The following is a 26,273-nucleotide window of genomic DNA, read 5'->3' on the forward strand; positions in this document are numbered from 1 at the left end:
ATCCAGTGAAATCTTGTTATGACAGCTTCTTTTGCAATTCTCGCGCGAGTTCGGTCCCTTCGAGGAGTTCGCCTAAGAATTCGCAGTAGGGCGTCGGAATCCCGTGAGCCTTCCCGAGCTTAGTGATGGTTCCGCAGAAATACGTGTTCTCCGTTTTGCGTCCGGCCTCGATATCCTGCAGCATGGAACACTTGCCGAGCGGCGTGTAGTTGCATGTGAGGCGCAAGTTTTCTTCAAGGTCTTCGTTTGTGAGTGCAAAACCTTCGGCGTTCGCCACCTGAATGACTTCGTTCCCAATTTTACGCACAAGCGATTGCATCACCGGGAAATTGAAACCCGCAAATGTCGAACGGCAAATGGCTCCGATTGAATTGAACACCGTGTTCATTAAGAGTTTTTTCCACATTTCCAAGCGGATGTTTTCTGGAATCTTGTGGACGATGTGCGCTGTTTCAAAAAGCTGGTGGATGGCTTCGATACGTTCGGAACGGTGGTTGTCTTTTTCACCAAAGAGAATGATGCCTCGGCCCGCACAATCGATATTTCCATGCTTGTTGATGGACTGCAAATTGACGATGAATCCGTACAACGTCTTTTCTGCACCGTAAACGCGCTCGATTTCTGTTTCGGAATGGACTCCGTTCAAAAGCGAAAGTAACGCTGTGTTCGGTCCGACTGCATTTTTCGCTTCTGCTAGCGCTTCGTTGAATTGCAAATTCTTGGTCGCAAAAATCACAAGGTCAACGATCGGGACTTCGTCCGGCGTGACAAAGTTGAAGTCCGCCTTTTTCCCGTTGATGACGATTCCGCTTGCTTGGTATCGCGCCTTGCGTTCGGCGTCCATCACGCAATAAAGCTTGTTCCCGAGAACGCTCAAGAGCTGTTCTGCCACAACGGCACCGACCGCCCCGAGACCCACAACTGCAACTGTTTCAATCTGCTTCATGGTGAAAAATATATCAAATTCTGGAGCGTTTGACGGTGAGGGTGATGCCCGCGCGGTGGCGGGCATGACAGACTTGAATGTGGGCGGCAACTGAAAAACGGGTTTGATTTTATTCGGCTACAGCGGTAAACAGGGGGTGCAAAATTTTTTGGCGGTTTCGGGTGTGAGCGATTTATATTTATGGTATGAAAAATTTGAAGTTTGCGATTCTTGGGTGTGGTCATATTGCGACAAAGATGGCTGCCGCTGTTAAAACTTTGGAAAATCAGGGAATGGGCGTAGAATGCTACGCCGTGGCATCCCGCAATTTGGAAAAGGCGGATGCTTTTGCCAAGGAATATGGCTTTGAAAAAGCGTACGGCAGTTACGAGGAACTTGTTGCGGATTCTGCAATCGATTTGATTTATATTGCGACGCCGCATTCGCATCATCATGTATTTGCAAAACTTTGTATTGAACATGGCCGAAATATTCTTGTCGAAAAGGCTTTTACGGCGAATGCAAAACTTGCCGCAGAGGTGATTTCGCTCGCGCATGATAAGGGCGTTTTCTTGTGCGAAGCGATGTGGACTCGATTCTTGCCTGCGCTAGAGACGATTCGTAGCTGGATTAGCAATGGTCGCGTCGGAAATGTTGAATCGGTTGAAGCTGATTTCTCGATGAAACTTAGCGATAGGGACCGTATGCATGACCCTGCGCTTGCGGGCGGTGCGCTTTTGGATATCGGTATTTACAGCCTTACGTTTGCGGACTTGTTCCTTGGCACACGCGAAACTTCTGATGGCAATTTCGTCCGCAACGAAATTACATCGATGGATTGCAAATGCGTCAAGTTCAAGACGGGCGTGGATGCGAGCGACTGGATAAATCTCACGTACGAAAACGGCCAAAAAGCATATCTTAAGACATCAATGGTCTCGCCGACGCATAACGAGGGCGTGATTTACGGAACGGCTGGGCAAATCCGCGTGCAGAACTTGAATGATATGGTGAAACTGGAATTGCTTGATGATGCCGGAAATGTCGTTGAAACCGTTGAGCCTCCGCGCCTCTGCAACTGCTACGAATATGAAGTCCTTGCATGCAAGGAAGCGATTGAAAATCCCGCGCAATTCCGGCACGAAATTTGCGACGGCCCGGCGTACTCCGTCGTTTGGGAGCGCCCGGAAATGACGCATGCGAAGACGATGGAATTCATGACGCTCATGGACAAGATTCGCGAGCAGTTTGGTGTGAGCTACACGTTTGAAATTTCTCCAGGTGAAACGTGGAATCGTAACGGCGACAAGTCTATTTTGCAAGTGTTCGATATCGAAACTGGCGAAGCAAAAGTTCTCAAGGAATTCGACTGCGTGATTGAAGCGCCGAACTGGAGCGCTGACGGAGCGTTCCTTACGTACAATAGCAACGGTCGCATTTTCAAGTACACGCTTGCAACAGGCGAGGTGGCAAAAATCGAAAGTCATTGTGTGGACAACTGCAATAACGACCACGTTCTTGACCCAGATGGCAGCGGCGTTTACGTGAGCCACCACACCAAAGAAGACGGACTTTCACGCATTTACAAGATTTATTTTGATGGTCGCGAACCGCGATTGGTGACGCCCCTTGCGCCAAGCTATTTGCATGGAATCACGCCTGACGGAAAAACGCTTGCGTACTGTGCCGAACGCAACGGCTCGTATGACATTTACACAATTCCGGCGGCGGGCGGTAACGAAACTCGCCTCACAACTGCATTTGGACTGAATGACGGTCCTGAATATGATTGCAATGGCGAATATATCTGGTTTAATTCCGAACGTTTTGGACGCATGCAAGCTTTCTGCATGAAGGCGGATGGCTCCGAGCAAACGCAGATGACGTACGATTCCCATTGGAACACGTGGTTCCCGCATATTTCGCCGGACTGTCAAAAGGTTGTGATGGTCGCGTACACAGAAACGGATGTGCGCCCGGGCGAGCATGTCCCTAACAAAAATGTGGAACTCCGCTTGATGCGCCGCGCACTCCCCGTAGAATCGAATTGCTCACTCCCTGCAGATTCTTGGTCTGCACCGCAAACGATTCTTAAACTCTTCGGCGGTCAAGGAACTATCAATGTCAATTCCTGGGCTCCCGACAGCAAACGCTTTGCTTTTGTAAGTTACGTTCACGGCAACGATTCTTCCAACTAACACCCTCCTCGGAACGGAAACGCACTTACAAAAAACACAAAAAGCCCTCGCGAATACTCGCGAGGGACTTTTGTATAGGCTTCGCCGTCAATTACACGTTTTTCACGCAGCGAATCGAGAGAGCGTCGGATCTGTACACGCCTTCGATATCAACGGAATTGTTGGTAATGCTCAGGCGGAATGCATTAGCCTTGCCGTATTCATCCTTGCTCCAAAAACGGGCGCGTCTGCTGAAATGGCAGAAGTTGCCGTTGTCAAAGCGGTAGCCCGCCGGGAGCGCAAAGAATCCGAACGTATCCTTGCCCTTGTTCTTCCACATGAATTTGCCGCGCAACTCACCACCATCGGACTTTGCGTCAAGATTGCTGAGGAGCTGTTCCCATTCCTTGTTGCTCGGAATATGCCAACCTTCTGGGGCAATGCCCTTGTAGTTCTTGTCCTTGATTTTGTTGTACATCTCGATGTCTTTTGCCGGAGATTGTTCAACGTATTCATCGGGAATGTTCAAAGCCTTTGTCCATGTGTACAAACGACCGAACTTTGCAACGTTCGATTCATCGTTGTTCGGAGCGTAGCTACCGTCGGTTTTGAAGCGCAAGTTTTCTGCCATCCAGACCTGGTTTCCGATTTGAATGGTGCGGTACGTTTCGCCATCGCGGGCGTCCGTGAATGTTCCGTACTTGAACTTGGCTTCGTTTTCCTTGATGCAGTCGTCGTAAGGCGTGTTGTTCAAAGCTTCGGGCGCATTCTGCTTGGTTTCTTTGCTGATTCTACGCCCTAGTGCGTATGCAGCGACGACGATGACAATGAGAACAAAGATATTGAATATGATGAATGAAATATGCATAGTAACCTCCGTATGTTTAATGTATAATCTTTTTTGATGAAACTGATAACTTTAACTTATATTATTAAAAGGGAAAAATCAAAGTTGTTATAAATATATTTGCCGCTAGGATGATAAAATTCATCGGAAGGCCGATTTTAACAAAATCTGTAAAATGGTAACCGCCCGGGCCGTAAACGAGCATGTGGGTGGGGGAGCCAATCGGGGTAGCAAAACTACTGCTTGCGGCAATCATGAGTGCGATACAGAATGTGAGCTGGTTCACGCCAAGGGCGCTCGCGGCGCTCAATGCAATGGGGCAGAACAATGCTGCGGCTGCCGTGTTGCTGATAAATTCGGTGATGAAGGTTGCGACAACGCACATAATGGCGAGTGTAATGTAGGGGTTGCTTCCGCTCACGCTCAAAATGCTGTTTGCGATTTTTGAGGCGACACCGGTGATTTCAAGCGCTTTGCCAAGGCAAATGCTTCCTGCAAAAACGATGATGATTTCCCAGTTGATGGCGTTCATTGCTTGCGTGCTTGAACAGCAACGGAAAAGGATCATGGCTGCGGCAGCGAGTAAGCAAGACGAAAGTAACGGCATTATGTTAAATGCCGAAAGGAGCACCATGGCAATCATGATGGCTGCGGAAATGACGGTTTTCTTTCCAAATTTTTTTCCGACGGCTGCGTTTTCGATGACGCCTTCCAGGTGCTCGTTTTTCAAGTTGAGGTTGTTACAAATCCACTGGAGTTGCTCCGCCTTCCCCGATACGATGATGTGGTCTGCGCCCATGATGATGGAATCGGGGGTAGCAACTTCGACTTCGTTATCGAAACGGCGGATGGCGAGAATGCCGTTCTTGTCTTTCTCGAAACCGCGCGGATTGCTGTCGTAGATTTCTCGCAAAGTCATGCCGATAAAGTTATGCTTTGAGGGCACGCAGAGTTCGAGTGTCATTTCGTCATCGCTGAGCCCGCTTAACGGGGACTTGCGTTCGGGGAGGAGCTTCTGCAGTGCGATGACAGACAAAATGCCAACAGCAAGGCAGAATAGCCCGCAAATCGTTGTCGTGAAAATCCCGAGATGGATGCCGGTCGTGTCGGTGTAGAGCCCTGAAATAATGAGGTTTGGCGGAGTTCCGATCAAGGTGCAGATGCCGCCCATTCCAGATGCGTAACTGAGCGGGATCAAAAGCTTGGACGGCGAAATTCCGAGCTTTTTGGACCAAATCTTCACGATGTTGATGAACAAGGCGACGATGGTCGTGTTGGTGAGGAGAGAACTTAAAAGGGCGACGGGGAGCATGAGGCGCGTGATGGCTCCCGTGAGAGTTTTTGGGGTGCCCATCAGGTGCTTGACAATCCAGTTCAAAACGCCTGTCTGATTGAGACCTGCAATGACTGCGAAAAGGACGCCAATGACGAGGACGGATGGTGCGCAGAATCCGCCAAAAGCTCCTTTAACGTCAAGAACGCCACTTATATATAGTGCGGCCATGGCGGCGACAAAGATGAGGTCGGTGCGCAATTTTGAAAACATCATGGATGCAAATAGGGCAAGGATTACAGCTATTGTAAACCACGCATTCCCCGAGAGTCCCAATAGTTCAAAAGAAAGTAAACCTTGTAACATTCTTCCCTCCATTGGGGAAATCTATAATAATATTACAAGGATTTCAAACGGCTAATTATTTCAAATTGGAATGATTTTGGGCTTTTAACCCCTGCTGGTGGCGATTCTCTTGATGATGCGGACGACTGTTTCCATGCCTTCGACGGTTACGTGTTCGAAGGGACCGTGGTAGCCGTAGCCGCCCGTGCCGAGATTTGGGCAGGGGAGTCCCATGAAGCTGAGCTTGGCGCCGTCGGTGCCGCCGCGCACAGGGTCGCTTACCGGCGTGATGTTTTCGGCGGCAATGGCTGTGCGGGCGCGTTCAAGGACTTCGGGCGTTTTTTCGATGATTTGCAGCATGTTGCTGTAGGAATGCTTGAGCTCAAGCTCGATAGAGCCTTCGCCGAATTTTTCGTTAAACTTTTTGGCGATTTCGCGCAGGAATTCCTGGCGTTCTTCAAATCGCGTCTGGTCGTGGTCGCGGACGATGTAGCTGAGTGTTGCTTCGGTCACGTCGCCTTGCATGTCGGTCAGGTGGTAGAATCCTTCGCGGCCTTCGGTGGTGGCGGGTGTTTCGTTTTCGGGGAGCGCCATCGCAATTTCGACGGCCATGAGGCTTGCGTTTTTCATGATGCCCTTGGCTTCGCCGGGATGCACGCCCTTGCCGTGAATCTTGAAGGTGGCACTTGCGGCGTTGAAGTTTTCGTAAGCGATGTCGCCTTCGTATCCGCCGTCGACGGTGTAGGCGTATTTAGCCGTGAAATAGCTCAAGTCCAGACGGTCGGCGCCGCGTCCGATTTCTTCGTCTGGAGTGAAGCAGACCCAGATGTCTCCGTGGCCTGAGAGATTCTCGTAGCCGCGGCTTTCGGCGTGGCGGTCGATTTCGATGAGCTCTTCCATGGCGGTCACGATTTCGGCAATGCCTGCCTTGTCGTCGGCGCCGAGGAGCGTTGTGCCGTCAGTCGTGATGAGTGTGCGGCCCTTGAGCCATTTGAGCGTGGGGAAGTCTTCGACCTTGAGCACAGCTCCCGAGCCCTTGAGGGGTACATCTTCACCATCGTAATCTTCGATGATTTGCGGTTTCGGGTTCACGCCCGAAAAATCCGGTGACGTGTCCATGTGACTGATGAATCCGATGGGCGTGTCGCTTTCGCGGCCTTCGGTGGCGGGTAGAAGCCCGTAGACGTAGCCGTTCTCGTCCATCTTCACTTGTGAAAGTCCAATCTGTTCAAGTTCCTCGGTCAAGAACTTGGCGAGTTCAAGTTGTTGCTTGGTGCTCGGGCAACTTTCGCTCTCTTCGTCGGAGGTGGTGGTGAAGCTCACGTATTTTAAAAAGCGGTCTTGGACTTTCATTTTGTGCCTGCTATTAAAAAATCAAAATAACTTGCGATTTTATTCTGCAATTAAATTTATCTTTTTTAACGTAATTGGGAACACGATAGTGGATAAAGTTTCAAAAAAATCAAGTACCAAGAAAAGGGTGGCTAAAAAGCGCAGGGCTCGCAAGCCGATGACCCGCTCGCAGATGATGCAGGCGGTCCATTCGGAGGATACAAAGCCCGAGATGATTGTGCGCAAGGCGCTTTTTGAGGCTGGGTTCCGCTATCGGCTTCACCGTCGGGATTTGCCGGGGACGCCGGATATTTTCGTACAAAGGTATGGGGTTGCGATTTTTGTGAACGGGTGTTTCTGGCACCAGCACGGTTGCAAGCTCACGAGCCGTCCGAAGTCGAATTCTGCATTTTGGAACGACAAGTTTGACCGCAACATTGTGCGCGATATTAAAACGCAACACGAACTTTCGCTCTTGGGGTATCGCGTGGCGATTGTCTGGGAGTGTTCCTTGCGTGTAGAAGGTGTTGCCGATGCGGGGAATATGGGGGCAGCCCTCACGTTGGAGCGCTTAATTGATTTTATCAAGAGCGATGACGAGACAATTGAGCTGTAAAATTGTAGTTTAGAATAGTAATTCTTGGGAGCTTTTGAGAAGGAGAATTTATGACTATTGAAGAGGCTGTTTTAGCACGACATTCTGTGCGTAGGTATGCTTCGACGCCTTTGACTAAGGAGCAAGTCGAAGAATTGCAGTCGCGGATTCGTCGGCTGAATGAAAATTTTGCCCTCCACATGCAGCTTGTTTTAAATGACGATGTGGCATTTAGCGGTCGCTTGGCGCATTACGGATCGTTTCGAAATGTGAAAAATTACATTGCGATTGCGGGTCAAAAGTCAGTGGCGGGGTGCGAAGCTTCGCTCGATGAACGCGTGGGGTATGCGACGGCGGATATCGTGCTTTTGGCGCAGATGATTGGGCTCAATACTTGCGTGGTTGGGCTTACGTTCAAGAAGACTCCGACAATTGAAATTGACGATGGCGAAAAGCTGGAGCTTGTGATTGCGATTGGCAATGGCGAGACGCAGGGCGTGCAGCACCCGATGAAGCCTGTGACGCGAATCGCGCCGGATTACGATAAAGCTCCGGATTGGTTCAAGAAGGGGATTGACTGCGTGATGCTTGCGCCATCGGCTTTGAACCAGTTCAAGGCTAAATTTACCGTTGACGAGAGTGGCCGCGTTTTTGCGGAGAAGCGTTTGGGCTTTTTTAGCAAGGTCGATCTTGGAATTTTCAAGTATTTCTTTGAAATTGGCTCTGGCAAGGAAATTTTCCGCCGTTCCATGCAAACTTTAAGAAGTTCAGACACGATTTAGCGCTGTTTTGTCATGCCCGATTTAATCTCTTTGATCACTTAGTGCTTTGACGCTTTGCGTCAGCATCTTCGGCTCAATCATGACAGTCTGCAAGCAGCCTGTCGCGACACTCGCCTTGAATGCAACTAGCACTTATGTGAGCATGATCCGCGTATGGGGAGGGCATCGCCCTCTTGGGCTTGAAAAAAAAGGAGATTCCCGCTCGGAGGCGGGAATGACTGGTTATACTCAAATTTTTTTAAATTTTATGGTAACACTTTTGAATACCTCCGGTGTTACATAAACGTGAAAAGCCTAGAAACCTTAAAAAAAGCAGGATTTGCAAAGATTTACGAGAAGTACGCGCCTATGGTCTATAGGCGCTGCCTGCAACTCCTTCGCGATGACGCTGAAGCTAGCGACCTCATGCAAGACGTTTTTTTGCGGATTTACTCTGCATCGGAACGCCTGGATATGGAGTCGCCGAGCAGCCTTTTGTGGAATACGGCAACGAGACTTTGCCTCAACCGCATTCGTGACAAGCGCCGTCGTGGACTTGACGTAGATTCTTCTAGCCTGCTTTTGAGCATCGCCTGTGCCGAAGATGAGCATGACGATTACGAAACGAAAAATGTGCTGGCAAAGCTCTTTTCGAAGGAACCCGAATCTAGCCGCACAATGGCAGTCCTCCATTTTGTCGATGGAATGACGCTCGAAGAGACTGCCCGTGAAGTGGGGCTCTCGGTAAGCGGTGTGCGCAAGCGTTTGCGCGGGTTACAGGCCAAAGTTAAAACTCTGGAGGTTCAGTGATGATTCCCGATTGGAAATTAGAACGATTCCTGACTGGCGATTTGCCGGATGAAGAAATGAATAAGCTTCGCGAGCTTGAAGCGAATGATGCGGTATTTGCAAATCGCGTAAAAATGCTCCGTGAAGACAACAAGGCGATTTTGAGCAAGTTGCCGTTTGAAACGCTTGCCGAAAAAATCGCCGATGCAACGGATGTTGCTGAGGAAGGTCGCACGAATCTTGGAACGGGTGCCGCCGGGATTGCCGCGAAAAATGATGCAAAAAATGCGGTGCGCTTTATGCTCGTGAAATTTGCGGCTGCGGCTATGTTCGTTTTTGCGGTTGCATTGGTGGCGTTCTTTGCCCCGCGCGAAACTTCCGTGATGAACGAACGCGTGGGTGGCGATGTCGCTAATGTTAATGGCTCGCAAAACACGCAGGTTGCTCTTGCCGAAAATGAATCCGATACGCGCATCAAGGGACTTGACGCCCGCATGGAAGTATGGAAAAAGACTCCTGCCGGGATTGTCCAGCTGAACGATCTTGATTCTGTCGGCGAAGGCGATGAAATCCAGTTGCGCTATGCCGTTCCTGAGAAATGCTTTGGACTCCTTTTTAGCATGGACGGCAATGGCGCTCTGACTCTCCACATGGGCAATGGCGTGAAGGCGATTGAACTTGCTCCGGGCAAGATGAATTCGCTCCCGTTTGCGTACAAGCTTGATGATGCTCCGTACTTTGAAAAGTTCTTCTTTGTGACTTCTCCCAAGGAATTTGCGGTTGAAGAAAATGATGTTGATAAGTTGCTTAAGAGAAGCGACGTGAAGGTGATTGGTTTTACTCTCAAGAAGGTGGGTAAATAATGTTTATGATGTCGAATAAGGCTTTTGGGGTGTTGTCTGGTTTGTCTTTTGCGTTTATGCTCATTTTGTTGGTTTTTGCATCTAATGCGAATGCCGCAAATGCGACGACAGAGGGCCGTATCAATCGCTACGTTGTTGCCGTGAGTGCCAATAACGGTGGTGCTGGCCGTCCGATGCTTCGCTATGCGGAAAGTGATGCCCGTTCGTTTGCCAAGGTGCTTAAGGAAATGGGTGGCGTGCTTCCGCAGAACGTGATTCTCGTGAAGGAACCGTCTGTTGTTGCTTTGCAAAAGGAATTTGCGAATCTCGATGCAAAAATTTTGCAGGATAAGGCGTCTAACGGCCGCGACGAAGTGCTCGTCTATTACAGCGGTCACGCCGATGAAAAGGGCCTCCGCTTGGGCGAAGAAACTTACGCTTGGAAAGACTTGCGCAATCGCATTGACGCGCTCAGTGCCGATGTGAAAATTGCTGTGATTGATGCTTGCGGTTCAGGTGCAATTACCCGTGTGAAGGGCGGTAAGGCGGTGCCTGCTTTTATGGTTGACCAGAGCAGTGACATGAAGGGCTATGCGTTTATCACGAGCAGCACGCAAGATGAATCTAGCCAGGAAAGCGATAAGCTCAAGGGTTCCTTCTTTACGCACTCGCTTGTGAGTGGTCTCCGTGGCGCAGGCGACTTGAGTAGCGATGGCCGAGTGACGCTCTCGGAAGCGTACCAGTTTGCGTTCAATGAAACTTTGCAAAAGACGGAAACCACGCTGGGTGGCGCACAGCATCCGAGCCGCGATATGAATCTTGCGGGTACGGGTGACGTGGTGATGACCGATTTGCGTGCAACAAGTGCAGGCCTCGATTTGGACGAAAGCGTGGGTGGTCGCCTTTACATTCGCGATGCTGATGGCGAACTCGTCGCAGAACTCAATAAAAAGCAGGGACATGCGATGAGCCTTGGCCTCCCGGCAGGGAATTACACGGTGAATCTCCAGCAGAAAACCGATTACATGGGCGCAACAGTTGCTCTTGTGAACGGCAAGCGTGAAAAGATTTCGATTAGCAATTTCAAAAGTGTTATGGCTGAACTGACGGTGTTCCGCGGTGAAATTGGCGGCAATAGAAGTTGCCCAGGCGGCGATACGATTGCTTGCTCGCTTGATTCTCTGGATCATAATGGCAAGTTCCGTACGACGTTTAACTTCGTGGATACGGATAGTGATCCGCGTAAGGGCTTGCAGTTGGGCTTGTTTGTCGCTCGCACGAAGGATTACATGCTGGGTACGCAAGTGAGCTTGATTGCGAACATTGCCCAAAAGGAAATGCACGGTTTGCAGGCAACAACGATAGTGAACGTGGCTAAAGATCATTTTGAAGGCGCTCAGCTTTCTTCTGTGGCAAACTACGCAGGGTCTTTTGATGGTGCGCAGGTTAGCTCAACTGTGAATATTGCAAAGGACAAGTCCTCGGGGGCGCAGATTGGTATTGTGAACATAGCAGCCGATACGCTTAATGGTTTGCAGGTCTCTGCCGGTGTGAACTATGCAAAGGCTACGGATTTGCAGGTGACTGCAGGCGTGAATGTTGCACAAACTACAAAAAGCCAAGCGGTTGCTGGTGTCAATTATGCGACAAAGTCGAAAGTTCAGGTGGCTGCGGGGGTAAATGCTTCTCACGTTAACGAAAAGGTGCAAATTGGTGTTGTCAACTATGCCACGAATGAAAAGGGTCGCCAGTGGGGTATTATCAATATCTGTGCGCATTGCGAAAAGTCTCCGGTGGGTATCGTCAATATTGTCGGAAACGGCGTATGGAGCGCAACCCCTTACATGAACGAAATGGGTGCACTTGGAGGATCCCTTCATTTGGGTACTGCCTACTTCTATACCAACATTGAATGGGCGGCATTCTTCAAGAAAGGCCACATCTTTAAGGATTTCGAAAAGTTCTATGAACACGGTGTGGGTGTTGGCACTCAGTTCGGAAAGTACGGTAGCCATTGGGAACTCGAATACACATTCTTCAACGTCTACGATAAATTTGGCATGGATGAAGATGATTGGAAGTCTGGATACCACCATCGCGGTCGCGTCGGCTATGTTTATCAGGTGTTCCCAGGTTTCGGCCTCTCGGTGGGTGGCTCGCTGAACTTGACGAGCGAAGGCTATCTGAACAAGCTATTGCTCAAACCGCTTGGCGATTATCACGATGACGTGAGCTACAAAGACCATAAAGGTCGCTGGTGGCCGGGATTCTACGCTGGGCTTACCTTCGGTAGATTCTAAATACTTTACTTTATTAGCTTGTCATGCCCGCCATCGCGCGGGCATTTTCTGTATGCTCTTGTCATGCCCGCCACTGAGCTCTTTGATCACTTAGTGCTTTAGCACTTATGTGATCATGATCCGCGTATGGGGAGGGCATCTCCTGTATGCTCTTGTCATCCCCGACTTGTTCGGGGATCTCCTTTTGTATGAAAAATTTTGAGTTTACTATAAATTTTTAAATTTCTCTATTATGTGGTAACACTTTTTGTACCTTAAGGTGTTCCATTGGGGAAAGGTTTAGGAACTGTAATGAGTTTTATGTTGAAAATTGTTGTTTTTGTGTCGATGTTGGTTGCGCTTGCAGCAGCCCACGAACGTATTATCTTCAATGGAATTGTTCAGGATGACTCGTTTGAAGCTCACGAAAAGCTGAATGTCGAAATTCTTGAAACGGGCGAGGCTTTGCAGACGACCGTGGGGACGCCTTTTAGCGTCGTTCTCCCTGCCGATACGCTTTGGAACATTTGCGTGACGAATTCGGATACTTCTGGTGCCGAAAAGGAAAAATGCTATGAACTTCTGTATTTCGGTAATGATAGCACGTTCAGCAAAACGCTTGGCCCCGACGAAGTCACTGTTGACGAGGTTGGTTCCGGAACGGAGTCCGGGATAAACTCCGCGCAAGCGGAGTCGAAGGATCCAGTAGACTCTGCCAAAGGCGCGGCAATCTCTGATAGCACATCCGATGTCGATGTTGAAAAGCTTCTTGCTTCGGGCAGCACAAATTCCAAAGTGACCGAACTCAAAAAAGTCGTGGTGCAGTTGCGCCGTCGCCCCAAACGCAAGCCGGGTGAATCTGTCGTTTCCGCAAAGTCCATCAAGCGCATGCCGGGCCTTGCCGAAGCGGACGTGATCAAGAGCATTCAGGCGCTCCCGGGCGTTGTTGCGAGTTCCGATTTCAGTTCCAAGATTTACGTGCGTGGTGGCGCTGCCGATCAGAATCTATTCTTGTTCGATAACGCTGTCGTCTATTCTCCGGTGCATTTCTTTGGACTTTTCAGCACGTTCCTCGTCGAAGGCATTGACGATGTGCAGTTCTACAAGAGCGGATTCCCAGCGCAGTACGGTAACCGCTTAAGCTCTGTGCTCAAAATGGAAGGCCGCGCGGGTGGCCAGGATTCTGTCGAAGAATGGTTTAGCAAGTCGAGTGTCAAAATCAGTACGTTTGCAGCACAGCTCCATACCGAAGGCCATAAAGGTCCAGCGCGTTGGGTGCTTGCAGGTCGTACAACTTACATCGGCTACATTCTTGACTTGTGCAATGCGATTGGCCTCTTGGATTTGGATCTGGATTATGAATTCACGGATTTGCAGGGAACGTTTATGTACGATTTCTCCAAAGATACGCGAATGAAACTCAGTTTTTATATTGGCAAGGATAAACTTGAATTCGACCCGCTTTATATGGACTGGGGCAATGTTGCCATTCCGCTTGGCATTTACCACCGCATTGATGGTGACTGGGAATACAATGCCACATTTGCCTATAGCCAGTTCTATCAGACGATGAAGGTGAGCGACTTGATGTCGATTGAAATGCTCCTTTACACGTTTGCTGGTAAGCAATGGCTGAACTATCGCGGTATCGATAAGCACACGTTTACGTTTGGCTACGAGTTGGAATACGTTTATGAACGTTATCAGGAAAAGATGGCGTCCATTGGTGTGGCCGATATTGAAGAGGCATTCCACCATGTAGCCTATGCGCAGGATGCTTGGAAAATTTCGCCAGATTTGTTATTGCAATATGGCTTGCGTTTCAATTATCAATCAGCTGCGGAACATTTCGGCATTGAACCGCGTGCATCGCTAACGATTAATCTTGACGATACGAAATCTCTGGAACTTTATGGCGGCTATTATTTGCAGTACATGAATTCAATCGTCTATACCGATCAGGAAACGTTAAACGAATTCTATTACCCGGCAACGACAACGACGAGTGGCAAGCATATCAAGCCGGCTTCATCGTGGCTCTTTGCTGCGGAATATAGCCAACGCGATCTTTTTGAAGGTTATGATTTTACCGCAGGCGTTTATTATAAAACTCAAAATAACTTGAACACGTTTGCTATGAAATCAGACACGAGTGATAATTCTTCTAAGAGTCTTGTGCTGGCAGATAATTTTGGCACGGCGGATGGCTATTCTTTCGGTTACGAACTTTCGTTACGTAAAGATAAAGGCTGGTGGTTTGGTGGAATCAACTGGAGCCAAAGTATAAGTGTTGCTCGAGCCAATGATGGATCCAAACCTTATTTCCCGAGTTGGCATCAGCCCTATGCGTTGAAGATGGATTTGGGCATTAACTGGAAAGGTGGCGAAGATGCTTTATGGCAACACAAGAAAAAAGGTCGCTATTTCCGTTCATCGCTTGCACTCAAGTATTCATCGGGCATGCCGATTAGCGAATACAAGGGATATTATTTGCAACAGGAAATCGGATCGCAAAAATATTCTGATGAAGTTGTCGTGCTACCAGGAAGCCGCAATGCGGGACGCCAGACGGATTATTTCAGAATTGACTTGAAAGCGATTGATATCGGTCGCGAAGGCAAGTGGAATTTCAGCTGGACAATTATCAACTTGACCGATCACGACAACATGTTCTTTACGTTCTACGATACGCGCAAGAACCCGCCGAAAAAGACTTCGATTTCTCAGTTCCCCTTTTTACCGATTATGCTGAATTATGAATACTATTTCTAGACAAAAGAAAAATTGTGTCATCCTGAGCGAAGTCCGTAAGGACGTAGTCGAAGGATCTTGTAGGCGATTCCTTTCGTCTCTCGTCTGGATTCTCTCGTCTGTTTTGCTCGTTGCCTGCGATTTTCATGGCCCATGGGAATACTATCCCGAAGAGCGCGAAGTCTATACGGGCGTTTATACGTACGGATACGTGATGGCGCACGGAAATCCTTATGTTTGTTTCTCAAAAGTCTATCAGCTCGACGAAACTTCATCGCAAGATTTTGCGTTTTACGATAGCGCAAATGTGACTGTTAGCGGACGATTTGTGTTCGGCGGAGAAGCTAAAGAACTGGATACAACTGCGGTTCTTAAACCCAAATCATCGAACCCGAATTGCTTTTATACACCTTATATGTTTTACGGAGTTTCTGGCGAATCATATGAGCTAAGCGCCTCATTTAAATGGGATAGTGCAGGCCATACTGTGCAATCAACCTATAAGGCAATCGCAACGATTCCGAATCGAGTGACCGTCAAGGGTATGAATGTGCCGCAACAGAAGGGTGGCTATGTGTGGCAAGAAAATCGCAGTGAATCTAATTTGTTCTATGTGAACTTTTTGGAATATCCGATGGATATGGAATTTGTGAAGGCTGCTTTGGATTATGATAAAACTGTACGAGGCGTTCTTTCAATTATGAACTACGACATAAGAGGCGGTGAATCGCAAAATACCACGATGAATCAGATGTTCAAAGGAATGAAGGATGCCGATGATGAGGGATATAGGGGAATTGCCATGCACGATCCTCTGGAAGAACAGCAAAATCTGGGCTTTTCATCGAATCGCTCCGTCGCAGGCAACAAGACTCTTGACACTCTTTATCTGATGAATATGATGCTCCCGATAGGGACAATTTCGGTAGACCTTTATTCGACCGATGATGCGTATGTTGATTATGTGGAAAAGGTAAAACAGTCTGTATCGGATTCGCGTGTTGTTCCAAAGTCTAATGTTAAAAATGGAATGGGCGTATTTTGTGGAATGGCAAAAACGACAATTAACATAGAAGTTAGTGGTGATGCTGTAGGCTTTTCACACATGGCTTGGAGTAATTGCAAAGATACAGAAGGCGATAATGCCGATAGCTGGGATTCTCGTGCCTGTAGGCTTTATCAGGATGTTACTTGCTCTGGAATGCCGGATGAAGATGTTTCTTTACAGGGCTTGCAAAATGCTAATGAAAAGGCTCCCTTGTATTATCGGGATTCCGTTTATAATAGACATGTGAAGGCGTGTTATGCATCAAACGTAAAGGCGGCAATGATGCTGGATACGACGAAGTGGTCTCTGTTCTTGCCGGATTCCATCAGTGAAAAAGCAAAGGCAAATGCATATGCCGATGGCCTTAAGCGCTACTGTGTGGCAAGTAATTTTGAAAGTAACAAAATAGCGGATTGTTCTGCGCTTGAAAACGAATGCCTGGAAAATCCGAAAAAGACCAATTGCAAGGAATATCTGTGGCTTTGGTGCGCTGACCGTGGCTGGGATTTGGATGAGTACGAACAGTGTAAGTCCGCACTTGTGAGCCGTTATTATCTCCAGGAATTAAAATCTAGTGTTTTGAAACGCGAAGTCGAGAATGTGTGTTATGGCTTGGGTGCAGAACCTAAAATTTGCGAAAACTGGTGCCGTATCAAGGATGGTCATATAGAATGTCAGTAATTCTTGAAATTTTTTATCAAACACGGTGACACTTTTGATGGGTCCAGGTGTTTAAATAATGTAATTTAGAGACAACCTATTTGGAATAGTTATGAAACGATTGAATATATTGCCTTTTGCGGTCCTTGTTTTCTCGCTTTCGGGCCTAGCTTTTGCAGACTACGAATCCGAAATTCGCGATTTGAAACTGCAAAAGGAAAAGCTGAATTCTGAAATTCAAAATTTGAATACTCGAATCGCATCGACTGATTCGATGCTACGTGCAGATGCATCACATCGCCAGTTGCTTGAACAGCGCTACAAGGCCGATGTGGAACGCCGCAATCTGGAAATCGATAGCCTGAATGCTAAGATTCGCAAGGTGGCAGCAAACCTACAGCAGGAGCGCAACAAGCAGGCTCGCGCAAAGAACAAAAGCGATAACGTGGCCGCAAAGCGCCGTGCATTGCGCAGTGAACTTGCCAAAATCTGTAAACAGCTCGAAGTCCAAATTGCACAGACGCTCCCGTGGGAACGCGAAAAGCGTCTTGACAGAGCAAAATCCTTGACGCGCGAAATCGAAAGCGGTAACGTGACCGAAGAAGAAGCATTTTCTCGCATGAAATCGCTCGTGAATGAAGAAATCAAGTTTGGCGATGAAGTTTCTGTAGTCAATAGCCCGCTCACTCGCAAGGATGGCGAAATCGTAAATGCTACGATTCTTCGCATTGGCAACCAATGGATGGTCTATGTGGATGAAAATGGGGCGCAGTATGGCCGCCTCGAACGCAAAATCGAGAATGGTAGTGTTGTGTACGAATGGAATGAAAACTTGAATCTGGAAGAACGCGCTGCTGTGAAACTTGCCATCGACGTGAAGCAGGCTAAAAAGCCTCCTCAGATTGTGAAATTGCCTGTAAGTTTGTCTGTTGTGGGAGGCGTGAGATGAATCCAAACGTCATTCTGAACGAAGTGAAGAATCCAGTGAAGTTTTTGGCAATTGTCTTAATGCTCGCCTCTTCTGCTTTTGCATGGCCGTGGTCGAGCGACAAGAAGAGCGCCGAAGACGAAGCCCGTATCAAGGATTCCTTGTTGCAAATCGAAGTGCGCAATTTGCAACGCGAAGTCGAAACGCTCACTCGCATCCGCATGCAAAAAGCCGATTCCCTTGAAAAGCTCGATGCCAAGCACTGGAGCAACCGCTATGCTGAATCGCAGTTGACCGAAGAACACCAGAATAAAACTCGTGAACTGGACGGTCGCTATTCCAAGCTCTCGACAGATCTTGGCCGCGTCACCGAAGAAGTGATGGCAAACAAGAATGTCACTGAAGAAGCAGAAGAAAAGTCCAAGAGCGAAGAAATTGCATTCGATGCGCTCAACACGCAAGTGAAGCTTTCGATTGAAAAGACGCTTGGCGATGTGGCGGGCGATTATCCGGTCGGGATGAACAAGCGCCTTTTGAACTTGAAACGCGCCAGTGCTGAAGCCGAAAAGAAAGTGCCGAATACAATTGCTGCGGTGCAGGGCTATATGGCAGATTTGCTAGCCCGTCACGAAGTCACTTACACGCAGTCTTATGGTGCTGAACTTTCGCAGGTCGGTACGCGCCCGGATGTGAACGTGAATCGTTTGCGCTTGGGAACGGTGTTCCTCGGCGAAGTGGCGAATGACAATGGCGATGTGCAGGCGTTGTTGCGCTCTGGTGCTTTGCAGGGCAAGGTCTTTGAATGGAATGCAAATTTGCCCACGGAAATGGCGGCAAATATCAAGGCTGCCGTGAACCAGGCGGGCTCGGTGGCAAGTGCTGCAACGGACGCACAGGCTACTATCGCGATTCCGTTGGATGTGCTGCAGAATAAGGCCATCAAAAATTCTATCACCGATGCAAAGGAACTCACTTGGACCGAAGAATTCAAATCGTTCTTCAAGAAGGGCGGTATCGTGATGTATCCGTTGATGCTCGTGGCGATTATTGCACTCCTCCTGTTCCTTGAACGTTTCGTTATGCTTTCTTATCGTGGTCATCTCGGCCGTCGCTTTACCAAGAAGATGGATGCGCTTGTCGCCGAGAAAAAGTACGAAGAAGCCGCCAATCTCTGTCTCAAAAAAGAGACTAGTCTTGCGATGGTCTTGTTTGCTGTGCTCAACAAGGTGAACGATACGCGTGAAAATGCGGAACGCTCCTTGCAAGAAGCTTTGCTCCGTGAACAGCCGAAACTCGAACGCCGCATGGGCCTTTTGGCGGCGATGGGAACGATTGCTCCGCTCTTGGGCTTGCTCGGTACGGTGACGGGTATCATTACGCTCTTTACCGTGATTACCGAAGTCGGAACGAATGACGCTCGCGTGCTTGCAGGCGGTATTTCCGAAGCTCTTGTCACGACTGAAATGGGCCTTGTCATTGCAATTCCGGTGATGATTTTGCATGGCCTCCTGAGCGAAAAGATCGAAAAAATCACCAGCGAACTCTACGTGCAAAGCACTTCGCTTATGAATAAAGTCTTTGGAAAGGAAAGTAAGTAAAATACGTCATTGCGAGCCGAAGGCGAAGCAATCTAATCATGAATTATGACTGATTTTCATTACATATTCATAGAATCCCTGCGGAATACGTATGAGGCGGGTGGCGTGGTAATGCTACCCATCCTCTTGTCGGGCGTTGTTGGATTCTATTTCCTTTTCTCGAGCTGGTTTCGCATCGGTAGCGATTTTTTCAGAAAGGATATCACTAAAGTCGTGAGGCGTATGCAGCGCGGTTTGACCGGCGAAAGAACTGTTGCTGGAACCGAATCTTCCTCTGATGAACAGCGTGTGCAGACGACTTTGACAAACCTTCGCAAACGCGGTGGATTTCTTTCAAGAGAACTTTCTTACGCGATTGAAATTGCGCAAAAAAATTATGACGAATTTCGCGATTACATGCAAGTACGCATGATGAAAAGTGTGCGCTACATGGAACAAGGAAACCACATTGTTTCTGTGATGGCTGCAGCCGCTCCGCTCTTGGGCCTGCTTGGAACGGTCACGGGAATGGTCTCGACTTTTGAGGTGATCACGTTGTATGGAAACCAGAATCCGGTGCTGATGGCGGATGGAATTTCAGAAGCCTTGATTTCGACGCAGAGCGGGCTCTTGATTGCGTTCCCGCTGACGCTTTTAAAGCAACGTTTGGACGAACGCATTGAAATCTTGAAGCAGGAAATGGAACTTGGCGCAACGGTAATCGACAACTATTTTGCAACTCGCGCTAACGATTTTTGCGTTAATGAAACTTATGCAGAAGGTTCTCGCATTACTCGTCATTGCGAGCCGTAGGCGAAGCAATCTAAGAGGTTTATTATGGACTTTAATTTACCGAGAAGAAAACAGAAAGACGTGGGCATTGAAATGGGTCCGCTGATGGATATCGTGTTCATCTTGCTCATCTTTTTTGTGGTGACGTCGTCGTTCACTCGCGAAACGGGTGTGGATGTGACGAAACCGCAGGCGCAATCGGCGAGCCAACTTGAAAAAGAAAACTTGCTCATAGCCATCACGCGCGAAGGGACGATTCACATGAATGAACGCCAGGTGGATTTGGCGAGCCTGCAAGACATCTTGAAACAGTCTCTCGCCAAAGCGCCTGACCGCGAAGCCGTCGTGATTGCGGACAAGGAATCCGAAACTGGCGTGCTTGTTCAGGTCATTGATATGTGTAATTTGGCCGGAGTCAAGAAAGTCTCCATCGCCGCCCAAGCAGAGTAAACGTGATTGATGTGGAACGGGCTTTCAAAAAAGTAATTGCGTCATTCTGAGGACCGTAGGGACGAAGAATCCAGTTAAGTCTTGTATTTGAGTGAATAATGCGAAAGTTTATAAAAAAGTTTTTAAAGCGTTTTTCAATCCTTCTCGCGGCGATTCTTGCGAGCATGGTTCTCGTATTCTCCGTGACGATGGCGAACTTGTTCTTGACGGGTAAAATCTTCCACGAAAAGAAATTCGTCAAGACCGAAGTCTCCGTGAAAAAAGTTGAAGAAGTCGAAAAGAAGATTGAGAAAAAACACACGGCACGCAAGCCAAACCGCCAAAAGTCGAATTCGCGCTCGCCCAAAGCGGGACCGCGTTTTGCCATGGCTCTTGGCGCCGTTTCAGGAACTGCGGGTGCTGCCATCAATAGCGAGCTCGTTGCCGATTTTCGAGGTGGTGCTCTGTCCACTGAAAAAGGCGATGTCGATAAAAAGCCCGAAAGCCGCTCTGTCGCAAACTTTCAGGTGCCGCCGCAAATCCGAGACCGCGAAATAGATGCCATGCTTCGTCTCAGTTTCTGTGTGGATGTTGGCGGACGCGCGTATGATATCAAAGTCATCGAAGAATCTCCCGCAGGTTCAGGGCTTGCGCAAGCGGGGAAGGATGCTATTGCTCGTATGACTTTTGCTCCCGCCGAAAAGGACGGCAAAGCCGTTGCTTTCTGCGGCATGGAACAACCCTTCGAAGTGAAGTTTAGAGACTAGTATGAAAGTGTTTATTCTTGTTTTGCTTTTTGTAATTTCGTCGTTTGCAGCGCAATCTTCCTTTGACTTGATGGATCGCGCGAACGCCCTTTATCGCAGTGGAAAATTCAAGCAAGCTATCCTCTTGTACCGCAAGGCCGAAGCCCGCGGCGCTGATCCCGTTGCCGTGAGTTTCAACATCGCCAATAGCTATTACCAGATGGACAAATATCCCGAAGCTGCCGCCGCCTACCGCAAAGCCGTGGACTATTCCGAAGGCAATTTTGCACCCGCACTTTTCAATATGGCGAGCGTCTACTTCCGCTTAAAGCAGTTCCCGGAATGCATTGCCGTTTACCACCGTGCGCTCAAACTCGACCCCGATAACATTTCCGGCTGGCTTTACCTCGGCGAAGCCTACACCAAAACCGGCGACAAAGTCGGAGCCCTCCGCGCCATCGAAAATGCTTACCGCCTCGACAAAAATGACATCAGCATCGTTTACCAGCTCTCCGAGGCAAACATTGCTCTGAACGACTTTGACCGAGCCGTTGCCGTAATTCGCGAAGGCTACACGCTCCATCCCGAAGAATCCGATTTTCTCGTCTACCTCGGCGACGTGTACCGCCTGAACAAGAATTTCGAAGAAAGCGCCAACGCCTACCGCGAAGCCCTCAGCGTGAAAATCGACGACACGCAAATTATGTACAAGCTTGCCGATGTCCTCGCCGAAGATAAAAAGCCCTACATCGCCATGGAAATCTTGAATAACATTTTGCAAATCAAACCCGATTTCTCTGATGCCGCCATTTTCATGGGAAACCTTGCGTACGATGCCAAGTTCTATGACCGCGCTGAATATGCCTACGAACTTGCTGCTAAAAACGGGAATGCCGAAGCCGTCTTTGGTTTCAAGAATATGGCCTACGACGCCCACGCACAAAAGCGCACCGAAGAATCCGTGCGCCTGCTGAAAGTCGCTTTAAAATATTTCCCGAACGATGCGACCCTCACCGCAGACTTGCTTGAATTGCAAGCTGAGTAGTAAAATCCATTTTGGGACGACAATGTAAAGGCGTAGAGTCCGGCTTCCTTTGTTTTAACTCCGCTCACAAAGAGCCCCTATAAGACATAAAGCTCTCGCCGAAGTGGAACGGCTCATTGACTGGGAAACGGAACTTGGCCGCGTGGACTCCATCAAGATATTCCTCAAGAATCACCCCAAGTCCGCAGTTCTCAAGAAGCTCACCAGCGACATGGACGCGCTTATCGCCAAGGGCGACAACGCCGCGAAAACGGAAATCAAGGAACTGCTCAAGAAAGCGGAAACGAGAAGGAAGGAAATCGAATACAAGGAAGGACTCGAACGCCTCAAGAAAATCAAGGCTGGCATCAAGTCCGGCTCAAGCGTCCCGTTCTCGACAAACATCAGCATCGACGACCTTCGCGCCCTCAAGGGCGACAAGTTGCCTCCCACGCTCGGACACCTTGATACAGCCATCGAGAAATATAAGAAGGGACATTACTACGGCTCGGCGACAAAGAAACACGCCGCAGAAATCGAGGCGACGATGCGCGAGCTGTTCCAGAAGCACGACTTGGGGATGCACATAGAAGACGACCTGCTTGAAAAGGTTTTCAACACGCATTTCAAGAACACCTTCGAGACAGGAAGCTCCGGCGGGTATAGCGGCCCGTCGCTAAACGCGGACGGTTCAATCAAGCAGAGCCATTTGAGACTATCCGCAGCACACAAGCTCTTTGACCTGGGTTCAACGGAAAAGGCGAACCAGCTCAATATCTCGCAGTATGAAAAGTACGGAAACCTTCTCGACCATGACAAGCTACGTGAGGCGACGACGCACAACCGCGCCACCCAATACGGAAATGTCGCGGTACGTTTCAAGAAGGACAAAGTGACCTGCACATGGACGGCTGGCGACAGCCTAAGCGAAAGATACCAGCCCAGTCTCGTCACCGACCCGAAAGCGGTTTCCTACGACGACATGTATGAAAGCAAGCTGCCAGTGAAGGGAACGCAGACGAACGACATGACGAAATTCCGCAGCGACAACATCAGCAGCTATCTTGAACTGCAATTTCACGGCGATGTGACGGTCGATTGCGTGGAGTCGCTGACGTTCCCTTACGACCTAACAGAAAAGACGAAGTCCAAGTATCTTGGCTTCGCCCAAAAGTGGAAATCCATCGGAACAGAGGTTTTTTACATAAAAAACGGCAAGCTGGAGAAGCTCTAGTTGCAGATTATTGTCTTTGCTTAGACAAGTATTCATTCAAGGCTTTATTGCAAGACCCATAGCTGGTATAACGCAATGAGCTAACTTGATTTGCTGGATTTTTAGTTCCTTCGAGCACGACTCTGTAATCCCCATAAAGTTCTATGCACTCGTATGCAACAGGAGTCTTTTTGCCATTTAAGTAATTATCCAAATCGCGATTGCAGGATTTATAGTTTGAATAACGTTTTGAACTAACTTGATTTGCCGGATTTTTAGTTCCCGCAAGCACAACTCTAAAATCCCCGTAAAGTTCTATGCACTCATATTCAACGGGAGTCTTTTTACCATTTAGGTAATTATCCAAATCGCGATTGCAGGATTTATAGCTTGAGTAGCGTTTTGAGCTAACTTGATTTGCCGGATTTTTAGTTCCTTCAAGTACGACTCTGTAATCCCCATAAAGTTCTATGCACTCGTATGCGATAGGAGTCTTTTTACCATTTAGGTAATTTTCCAAATCACGATTGCAGGATTTATAGCTTGAATAACGTTTTGTACTGACTTGATTCGCTGTATTTTTAGTCCCTTCAATTACAACTCTATAATCTCCATAAAGCTCTATGCACTCATAATCCGTTGCATAAAGACAAGCAGATAAAAGGAGATACACTGAAAGAAATTTCTTTAGCATAAAGGGCCTTTATGACATTCAAGATTTAATCTTTGTCCCAATGGGGAAAACCAGCCGGGTCAACATAATCGCAGTCAATGACTTTATCTTGAGGATTCAAGTCTAAAGTTTGCTTTTTGACTTTCTTGACTTTGCATGGAACGTTATATTTTTCCATGAGCTTTTCCAAGTCTTTATCCATATATACCTTGTATGGAACGATGATAATAAATCTGCTCTTTCGGTTGCCCTTCAATCGCTATATCATAGTAACTGTGCGGTGTCATATATTTTTCAGTCAACGTGACAAAACAAGGGTGTTGCGTTGCAAAGACAAAAATTCCGCTTTCCTGCAACAGTTCATAAACAGCCATAAGAAGTGGTTCAATATCCGTAATATCCATAATTGCCATATTAGAAACTGCTTTCGTAAAGGCTCGATTTCTTTTTAATTCTAATATACTTTTTCTATCGGTCGCATCCGCCACACAAAATTCAATTTGTTTTGCATATTGTGATTGCCGTCTTTTAGCCAATTCTATCATTTTTTTGCTGTAATCAAAAGCGACAACCGAAGGGCGTGTCCGCACAGGGACATCTTGAAATTGAAGGTACTACACCAGCCGATTGAGGGATGAAACGAAAAATCCGAGGCAGAGAGATATTCTCTTCCTCGGATTTTTTTATTTCAATAGACTCTCCGCCTCGAACTTGGTATATTGTGTTGCTGAGAAATGCGGTGCCATACACCACACATGGTTCGGAAAGTATGCTGTGAAAAAATTGCATCTTTTTTAATGCTGTCAGCGGTCTTTCCCTCTTTTCTCTTGTACGCATTGTATCGTCAGAGGCGTGGTTCAGAGCTTCCTTGTAACCCAGAGAGCAACGACCTGTATGTTTGGCTTCAGGAAGCCGCCCGCATCGACGAAGAAGAATATTCCTTCCATGGCATCCATACTGTCGATTTTCCAGTTCCCGGAGGGCCTGTAATTACAATAATTCTTCCTCGCTCCATTTTCGCCCTTCCTTCAACTTCGTGCTCTGTTCACCTTTTCACAACGATTCAATAGGCAAATTATGCTGCTTCAGAAAAGACAGCTTATCCCAATATCCTCTCTGAAACAGAATTTTACCATTCACAACATGGAAGAAGCCGCATCCCCGCAGTCCCAGAGGGTCCTTCCATTCTAAAATCGCCCACTGTCCATCTTCAAAGATATTCTCTACAATGGCAGTCATATCGGCAGTGGCAAATTCTGCTGTAAACATTTCACGGATTGCATCTATCCCAATCACGGGATCATTGGTCACCTGATGATTGGTTGCGTTATCATGGTACAAGCTCATAATTGCCTCTACATCATGGTTGTTAAAGGCATCTACCCATTTACATACTATTTCTTTTGGCCGTAACATAAATATTTCCTCCATATATCGTTAGCTGCTGTTTTCAAGATACACGATTCATGTAACATCACAATTCCCGCCGTTTCCACTGATCCAGGGCAGCTGCGACACAAATACCTGCCACAACGATCGTTAAGACGAGATAGGGAAGGTGGAAACCGTGCAGTGCTACCTCGTACACATCAAAATAACGCAATGGGGTCAGGTAGTCCAGGAAATGATTTCCTGTGTACTCGGCAGTAAAGGCCAACCCATAGGCAGCCAGCATGGAAATTGTTCCTGTCCGCACCGCAGCCTTATAGGATCGAAGCACACTGGAAAACAGCAGACCCAGGGCAAAAAAGAGAGTCTGGGTAAAGAACATTCCCATCGTTGTGGAAAGCACCGCTCCCGGCTGATCCAGACCGCCCAAAGGAAGAACGATCGTGAAATAATTACACACGCCGCTGAACAGGGCGAACACCAGCAGGTTCACTGCCGAAACGATCACCTTCGCCAGAACAATGGTTTTCCGCTTCACAGGCTTTGTGAACAGGTATTCCGATGTTCCGAATTTCTTTTCCCTTGCCACACAGGACAGTCCCAAAGACATGGCATAAGGAAACGCCAGCAGTCCCTCCCAGAAATAGATGCACACATACCAGCCGGTGGATGTCGTCAAGTCGCCTTTGACTCCGAACATGATCATGATCAGTCTCGGAAATTGGCTGACCATCGCTGCCATTTCATCCAGACTGTCCCGTAGGGACAGAAGCTCAAAATAGCAGAAACCGCACAGAAGCAGCATGATTCCCAGCCAGATCAGCAAAAGTCTTCTGGTTTGGCGGAATTCATTTTTAATCAATGTTTTCATGTTCACA

The 26,273-nt window shown here is 48.1% G+C and carries 23 protein-coding genes and 2 pseudogenes; 16 read left to right on the forward strand and 9 right to left on the reverse strand.

Features of this window, described 5'->3' with window-relative positions; translation table 11 throughout:
• Positions 1 to 16 precede the first annotated feature (16 nt).
• Positions 17 to 946, reverse strand: coding sequence for a ketopantoate reductase family protein (locus B7991_RS12095; RefSeq protein WP_088631055.1), 930 nt, complete (start codon positions 944 to 946; stop codon positions 17 to 19).
• A 185-nt stretch (positions 947 to 1,131) separates the two neighbouring features.
• Between B7991_RS12095 and B7991_RS15235 the strand changes: the two are divergent.
• Both B7991_RS15235 and B7991_RS15240 read left to right on the forward strand, forming a co-directional pair.
• A pseudogene (locus tag B7991_RS15235) lies at positions 1,132 to 1,488 on the forward strand (Gfo/Idh/MocA family protein); the annotation flags it as partial.
• 690 nt (positions 1,489 to 2,178) lie between these two features.
• Positions 2,179 to 3,123, forward strand: a complete 945-nt coding sequence (locus B7991_RS15240; RefSeq protein WP_369597617.1) for a transporter — start codon at positions 2,179 to 2,181, stop codon at positions 3,121 to 3,123.
• A 91-nt stretch (positions 3,124 to 3,214) separates the two neighbouring features.
• Here the strand turns inward: B7991_RS15240 and B7991_RS12105 are convergent, their stop codons facing one another.
• The 3 genes from B7991_RS12105 to pepT form a co-directional block, all read right to left on the reverse strand.
• Positions 3,215 to 3,970 carry a fibrobacter succinogenes major paralogous domain-containing protein gene (locus tag B7991_RS12105; protein ID WP_088631057.1) on the reverse strand — a complete coding sequence of 252 codons (756 nt, stop codon included), beginning with the start codon at positions 3,968 to 3,970 and terminating at the stop codon, positions 3,215 to 3,217.
• Positions 3,971 to 4,034: 64 nt separating this feature from the next.
• Positions 4,035 to 5,588 carry an SLC13 family permease gene (locus B7991_RS12110; RefSeq protein WP_088631058.1) on the reverse strand — a complete coding sequence of 518 codons (1,554 nt, stop codon included), beginning with the start codon at positions 5,586 to 5,588 and terminating at the stop codon, positions 4,035 to 4,037.
• An 84-nt stretch (positions 5,589 to 5,672) separates the two neighbouring features.
• The gene (gene pepT / locus B7991_RS12115; protein ID WP_088631059.1) at positions 5,673 to 6,920 is read right to left on the reverse strand and encodes a peptidase T; all 1,248 of its coding nucleotides are present in this window, start codon (positions 6,918 to 6,920) and stop codon (positions 5,673 to 5,675) included.
• 88 nt (positions 6,921 to 7,008) lie between these two features.
• Here pepT and B7991_RS12120 point away from each other — a divergent pair, with 88 nt between their 5' ends.
• The 14 genes from B7991_RS12120 to B7991_RS12185 all read left to right on the forward strand — a co-directional run bounded on the left by B7991_RS12120 (position 7,009) and on the right by B7991_RS12185 (position 23,354).
• The gene (locus B7991_RS12120) at positions 7,009 to 7,515 is read left to right on the forward strand and encodes a very short patch repair endonuclease (RefSeq protein WP_088631106.1); all 507 of its coding nucleotides are present in this window, start codon (positions 7,009 to 7,011) and stop codon (positions 7,513 to 7,515) included.
• Positions 7,516 to 7,565: 50 nt separating this feature from the next.
• The gene (locus B7991_RS12125; protein WP_088631060.1) at positions 7,566 to 8,276 is read left to right on the forward strand and encodes a nitroreductase family protein; all 711 of its coding nucleotides are present in this window, start codon (positions 7,566 to 7,568) and stop codon (positions 8,274 to 8,276) included.
• A 285-nt stretch (positions 8,277 to 8,561) separates the two neighbouring features.
• The gene (locus B7991_RS12130; protein ID WP_088631061.1) at positions 8,562 to 9,065 is read left to right on the forward strand and encodes an RNA polymerase sigma factor; all 504 of its coding nucleotides are present in this window, start codon (positions 8,562 to 8,564) and stop codon (positions 9,063 to 9,065) included.
• Complete coding sequence (locus B7991_RS12135; RefSeq protein WP_217898063.1) at positions 9,062 to 9,907, forward strand: hypothetical protein; 846 nt, start codon at positions 9,062 to 9,064, stop codon at positions 9,905 to 9,907. The genes B7991_RS12130 and B7991_RS12135 overlap by 4 nt, the downstream gene beginning before the upstream one ends.
• A gap of 5 nt (positions 9,908 to 9,912) precedes the next feature.
• Positions 9,913 to 12,186: a caspase family protein gene (locus B7991_RS12140; RefSeq protein WP_176421826.1), complete on the forward strand. Its 2,274-nt coding sequence runs from the start codon at positions 9,913 to 9,915 to the stop codon at positions 12,184 to 12,186.
• Between the two features lie 300 nt (positions 12,187 to 12,486).
• Positions 12,487 to 14,937, forward strand: coding sequence for a TonB-dependent siderophore receptor (locus B7991_RS12145; protein ID WP_254917965.1), 2,451 nt, complete (start codon positions 12,487 to 12,489; stop codon positions 14,935 to 14,937).
• A complete protein-coding gene (locus tag B7991_RS12150; protein WP_088631065.1) occupies positions 14,921 to 16,645 on the forward strand; it encodes a hypothetical protein in 1,725 nt (574 codons plus the stop codon). Before B7991_RS12145 ends, B7991_RS12150 begins: the two co-directional genes overlap by 17 nt.
• Positions 16,646 to 16,736: 91 nt before the next feature.
• Complete coding sequence (locus tag B7991_RS12155) at positions 16,737 to 17,573, forward strand: DUF3450 family protein (RefSeq protein WP_088631066.1); 837 nt, start codon at positions 16,737 to 16,739, stop codon at positions 17,571 to 17,573.
• Entirely contained in the window at positions 17,570 to 19,150 is a 1,581-nt protein-coding gene (locus B7991_RS12160; protein WP_088631067.1) for a MotA/TolQ/ExbB proton channel family protein, read from the forward strand. Before B7991_RS12155 ends, B7991_RS12160 begins: the two co-directional genes overlap by 4 nt.
• 45 nt (positions 19,151 to 19,195) lie before the next feature.
• Complete coding sequence (locus B7991_RS12165; RefSeq protein ID WP_254917966.1) at positions 19,196 to 19,942, forward strand: MotA/TolQ/ExbB proton channel family protein; 747 nt, start codon at positions 19,196 to 19,198, stop codon at positions 19,940 to 19,942.
• 24 nt (positions 19,943 to 19,966) lie between these two features.
• On the forward strand, positions 19,967 to 20,371 hold the full coding sequence (locus B7991_RS12170) for a biopolymer transporter ExbD (RefSeq protein ID WP_088631068.1): 405 nt from the start codon (positions 19,967 to 19,969) through the stop codon (positions 20,369 to 20,371).
• Positions 20,372 to 20,469: 98 nt separating this feature from the next.
• The gene (locus tag B7991_RS12175) at positions 20,470 to 21,117 is read left to right on the forward strand and encodes an energy transducer TonB (RefSeq protein WP_088631069.1); all 648 of its coding nucleotides are present in this window, start codon (positions 20,470 to 20,472) and stop codon (positions 21,115 to 21,117) included.
• A 1-nt stretch (position 21,118) separates the two neighbouring features.
• Positions 21,119 to 22,141, forward strand: coding sequence for a tetratricopeptide repeat protein (locus tag B7991_RS12180; RefSeq protein ID WP_088631070.1), 1,023 nt, complete (start codon positions 21,119 to 21,121; stop codon positions 22,139 to 22,141).
• A 103-nt stretch (positions 22,142 to 22,244) separates the two neighbouring features.
• On the forward strand, positions 22,245 to 23,354 hold the full coding sequence (locus tag B7991_RS12185; protein WP_088631071.1) for a hypothetical protein: 1,110 nt from the start codon (positions 22,245 to 22,247) through the stop codon (positions 23,352 to 23,354).
• Positions 23,355 to 23,361: 7 nt separating this feature from the next.
• On the opposite strand, the gene B7991_RS12190 is transcribed toward B7991_RS12185, so the two are convergent.
• The 5 genes and pseudogenes from B7991_RS12190 to B7991_RS12205 all read right to left on the reverse strand — a co-directional run bounded on the left by B7991_RS12190 (position 23,362) and on the right by B7991_RS12205 (position 26,266).
• Positions 23,362 to 24,027: a hypothetical protein gene (locus B7991_RS12190; RefSeq protein ID WP_088631072.1), complete on the reverse strand. Its 666-nt coding sequence runs from the start codon at positions 24,025 to 24,027 to the stop codon at positions 23,362 to 23,364.
• Between the two features lie 25 nt (positions 24,028 to 24,052).
• On the reverse strand, positions 24,053 to 24,208 hold the full coding sequence (locus tag B7991_RS14885) for a hypothetical protein (RefSeq protein ID WP_170861496.1): 156 nt from the start codon (positions 24,206 to 24,208) through the stop codon (positions 24,053 to 24,055).
• Positions 24,207 to 24,581: pseudogene (locus B7991_RS12195) on the reverse strand (class I SAM-dependent methyltransferase); the annotation flags it as partial. The gene B7991_RS14885 and the pseudogene B7991_RS12195, both read right to left, overlap by 2 nt.
• Positions 24,582 to 25,059: 478 nt before the next feature.
• On the reverse strand, positions 25,060 to 25,422 hold the full coding sequence (locus tag B7991_RS12200; protein WP_072831146.1) for a nuclear transport factor 2 family protein: 363 nt from the start codon (positions 25,420 to 25,422) through the stop codon (positions 25,060 to 25,062).
• Positions 25,423 to 25,480: 58 nt separating this feature from the next.
• Positions 25,481 to 26,266, reverse strand: a complete 786-nt coding sequence (locus B7991_RS12205; protein WP_026667057.1) for an ABC transporter permease subunit — start codon at positions 26,264 to 26,266, stop codon at positions 25,481 to 25,483.
• Positions 26,267 to 26,273: the final 7 nt, after the last annotated feature.

This window comes from Fibrobacter sp. UWB3, assembly GCF_002210405.1.
In the GTDB taxonomy this organism is placed as follows: Bacteria; Fibrobacterota; Fibrobacteria; order Fibrobacterales; family Fibrobacteraceae; genus Fibrobacter.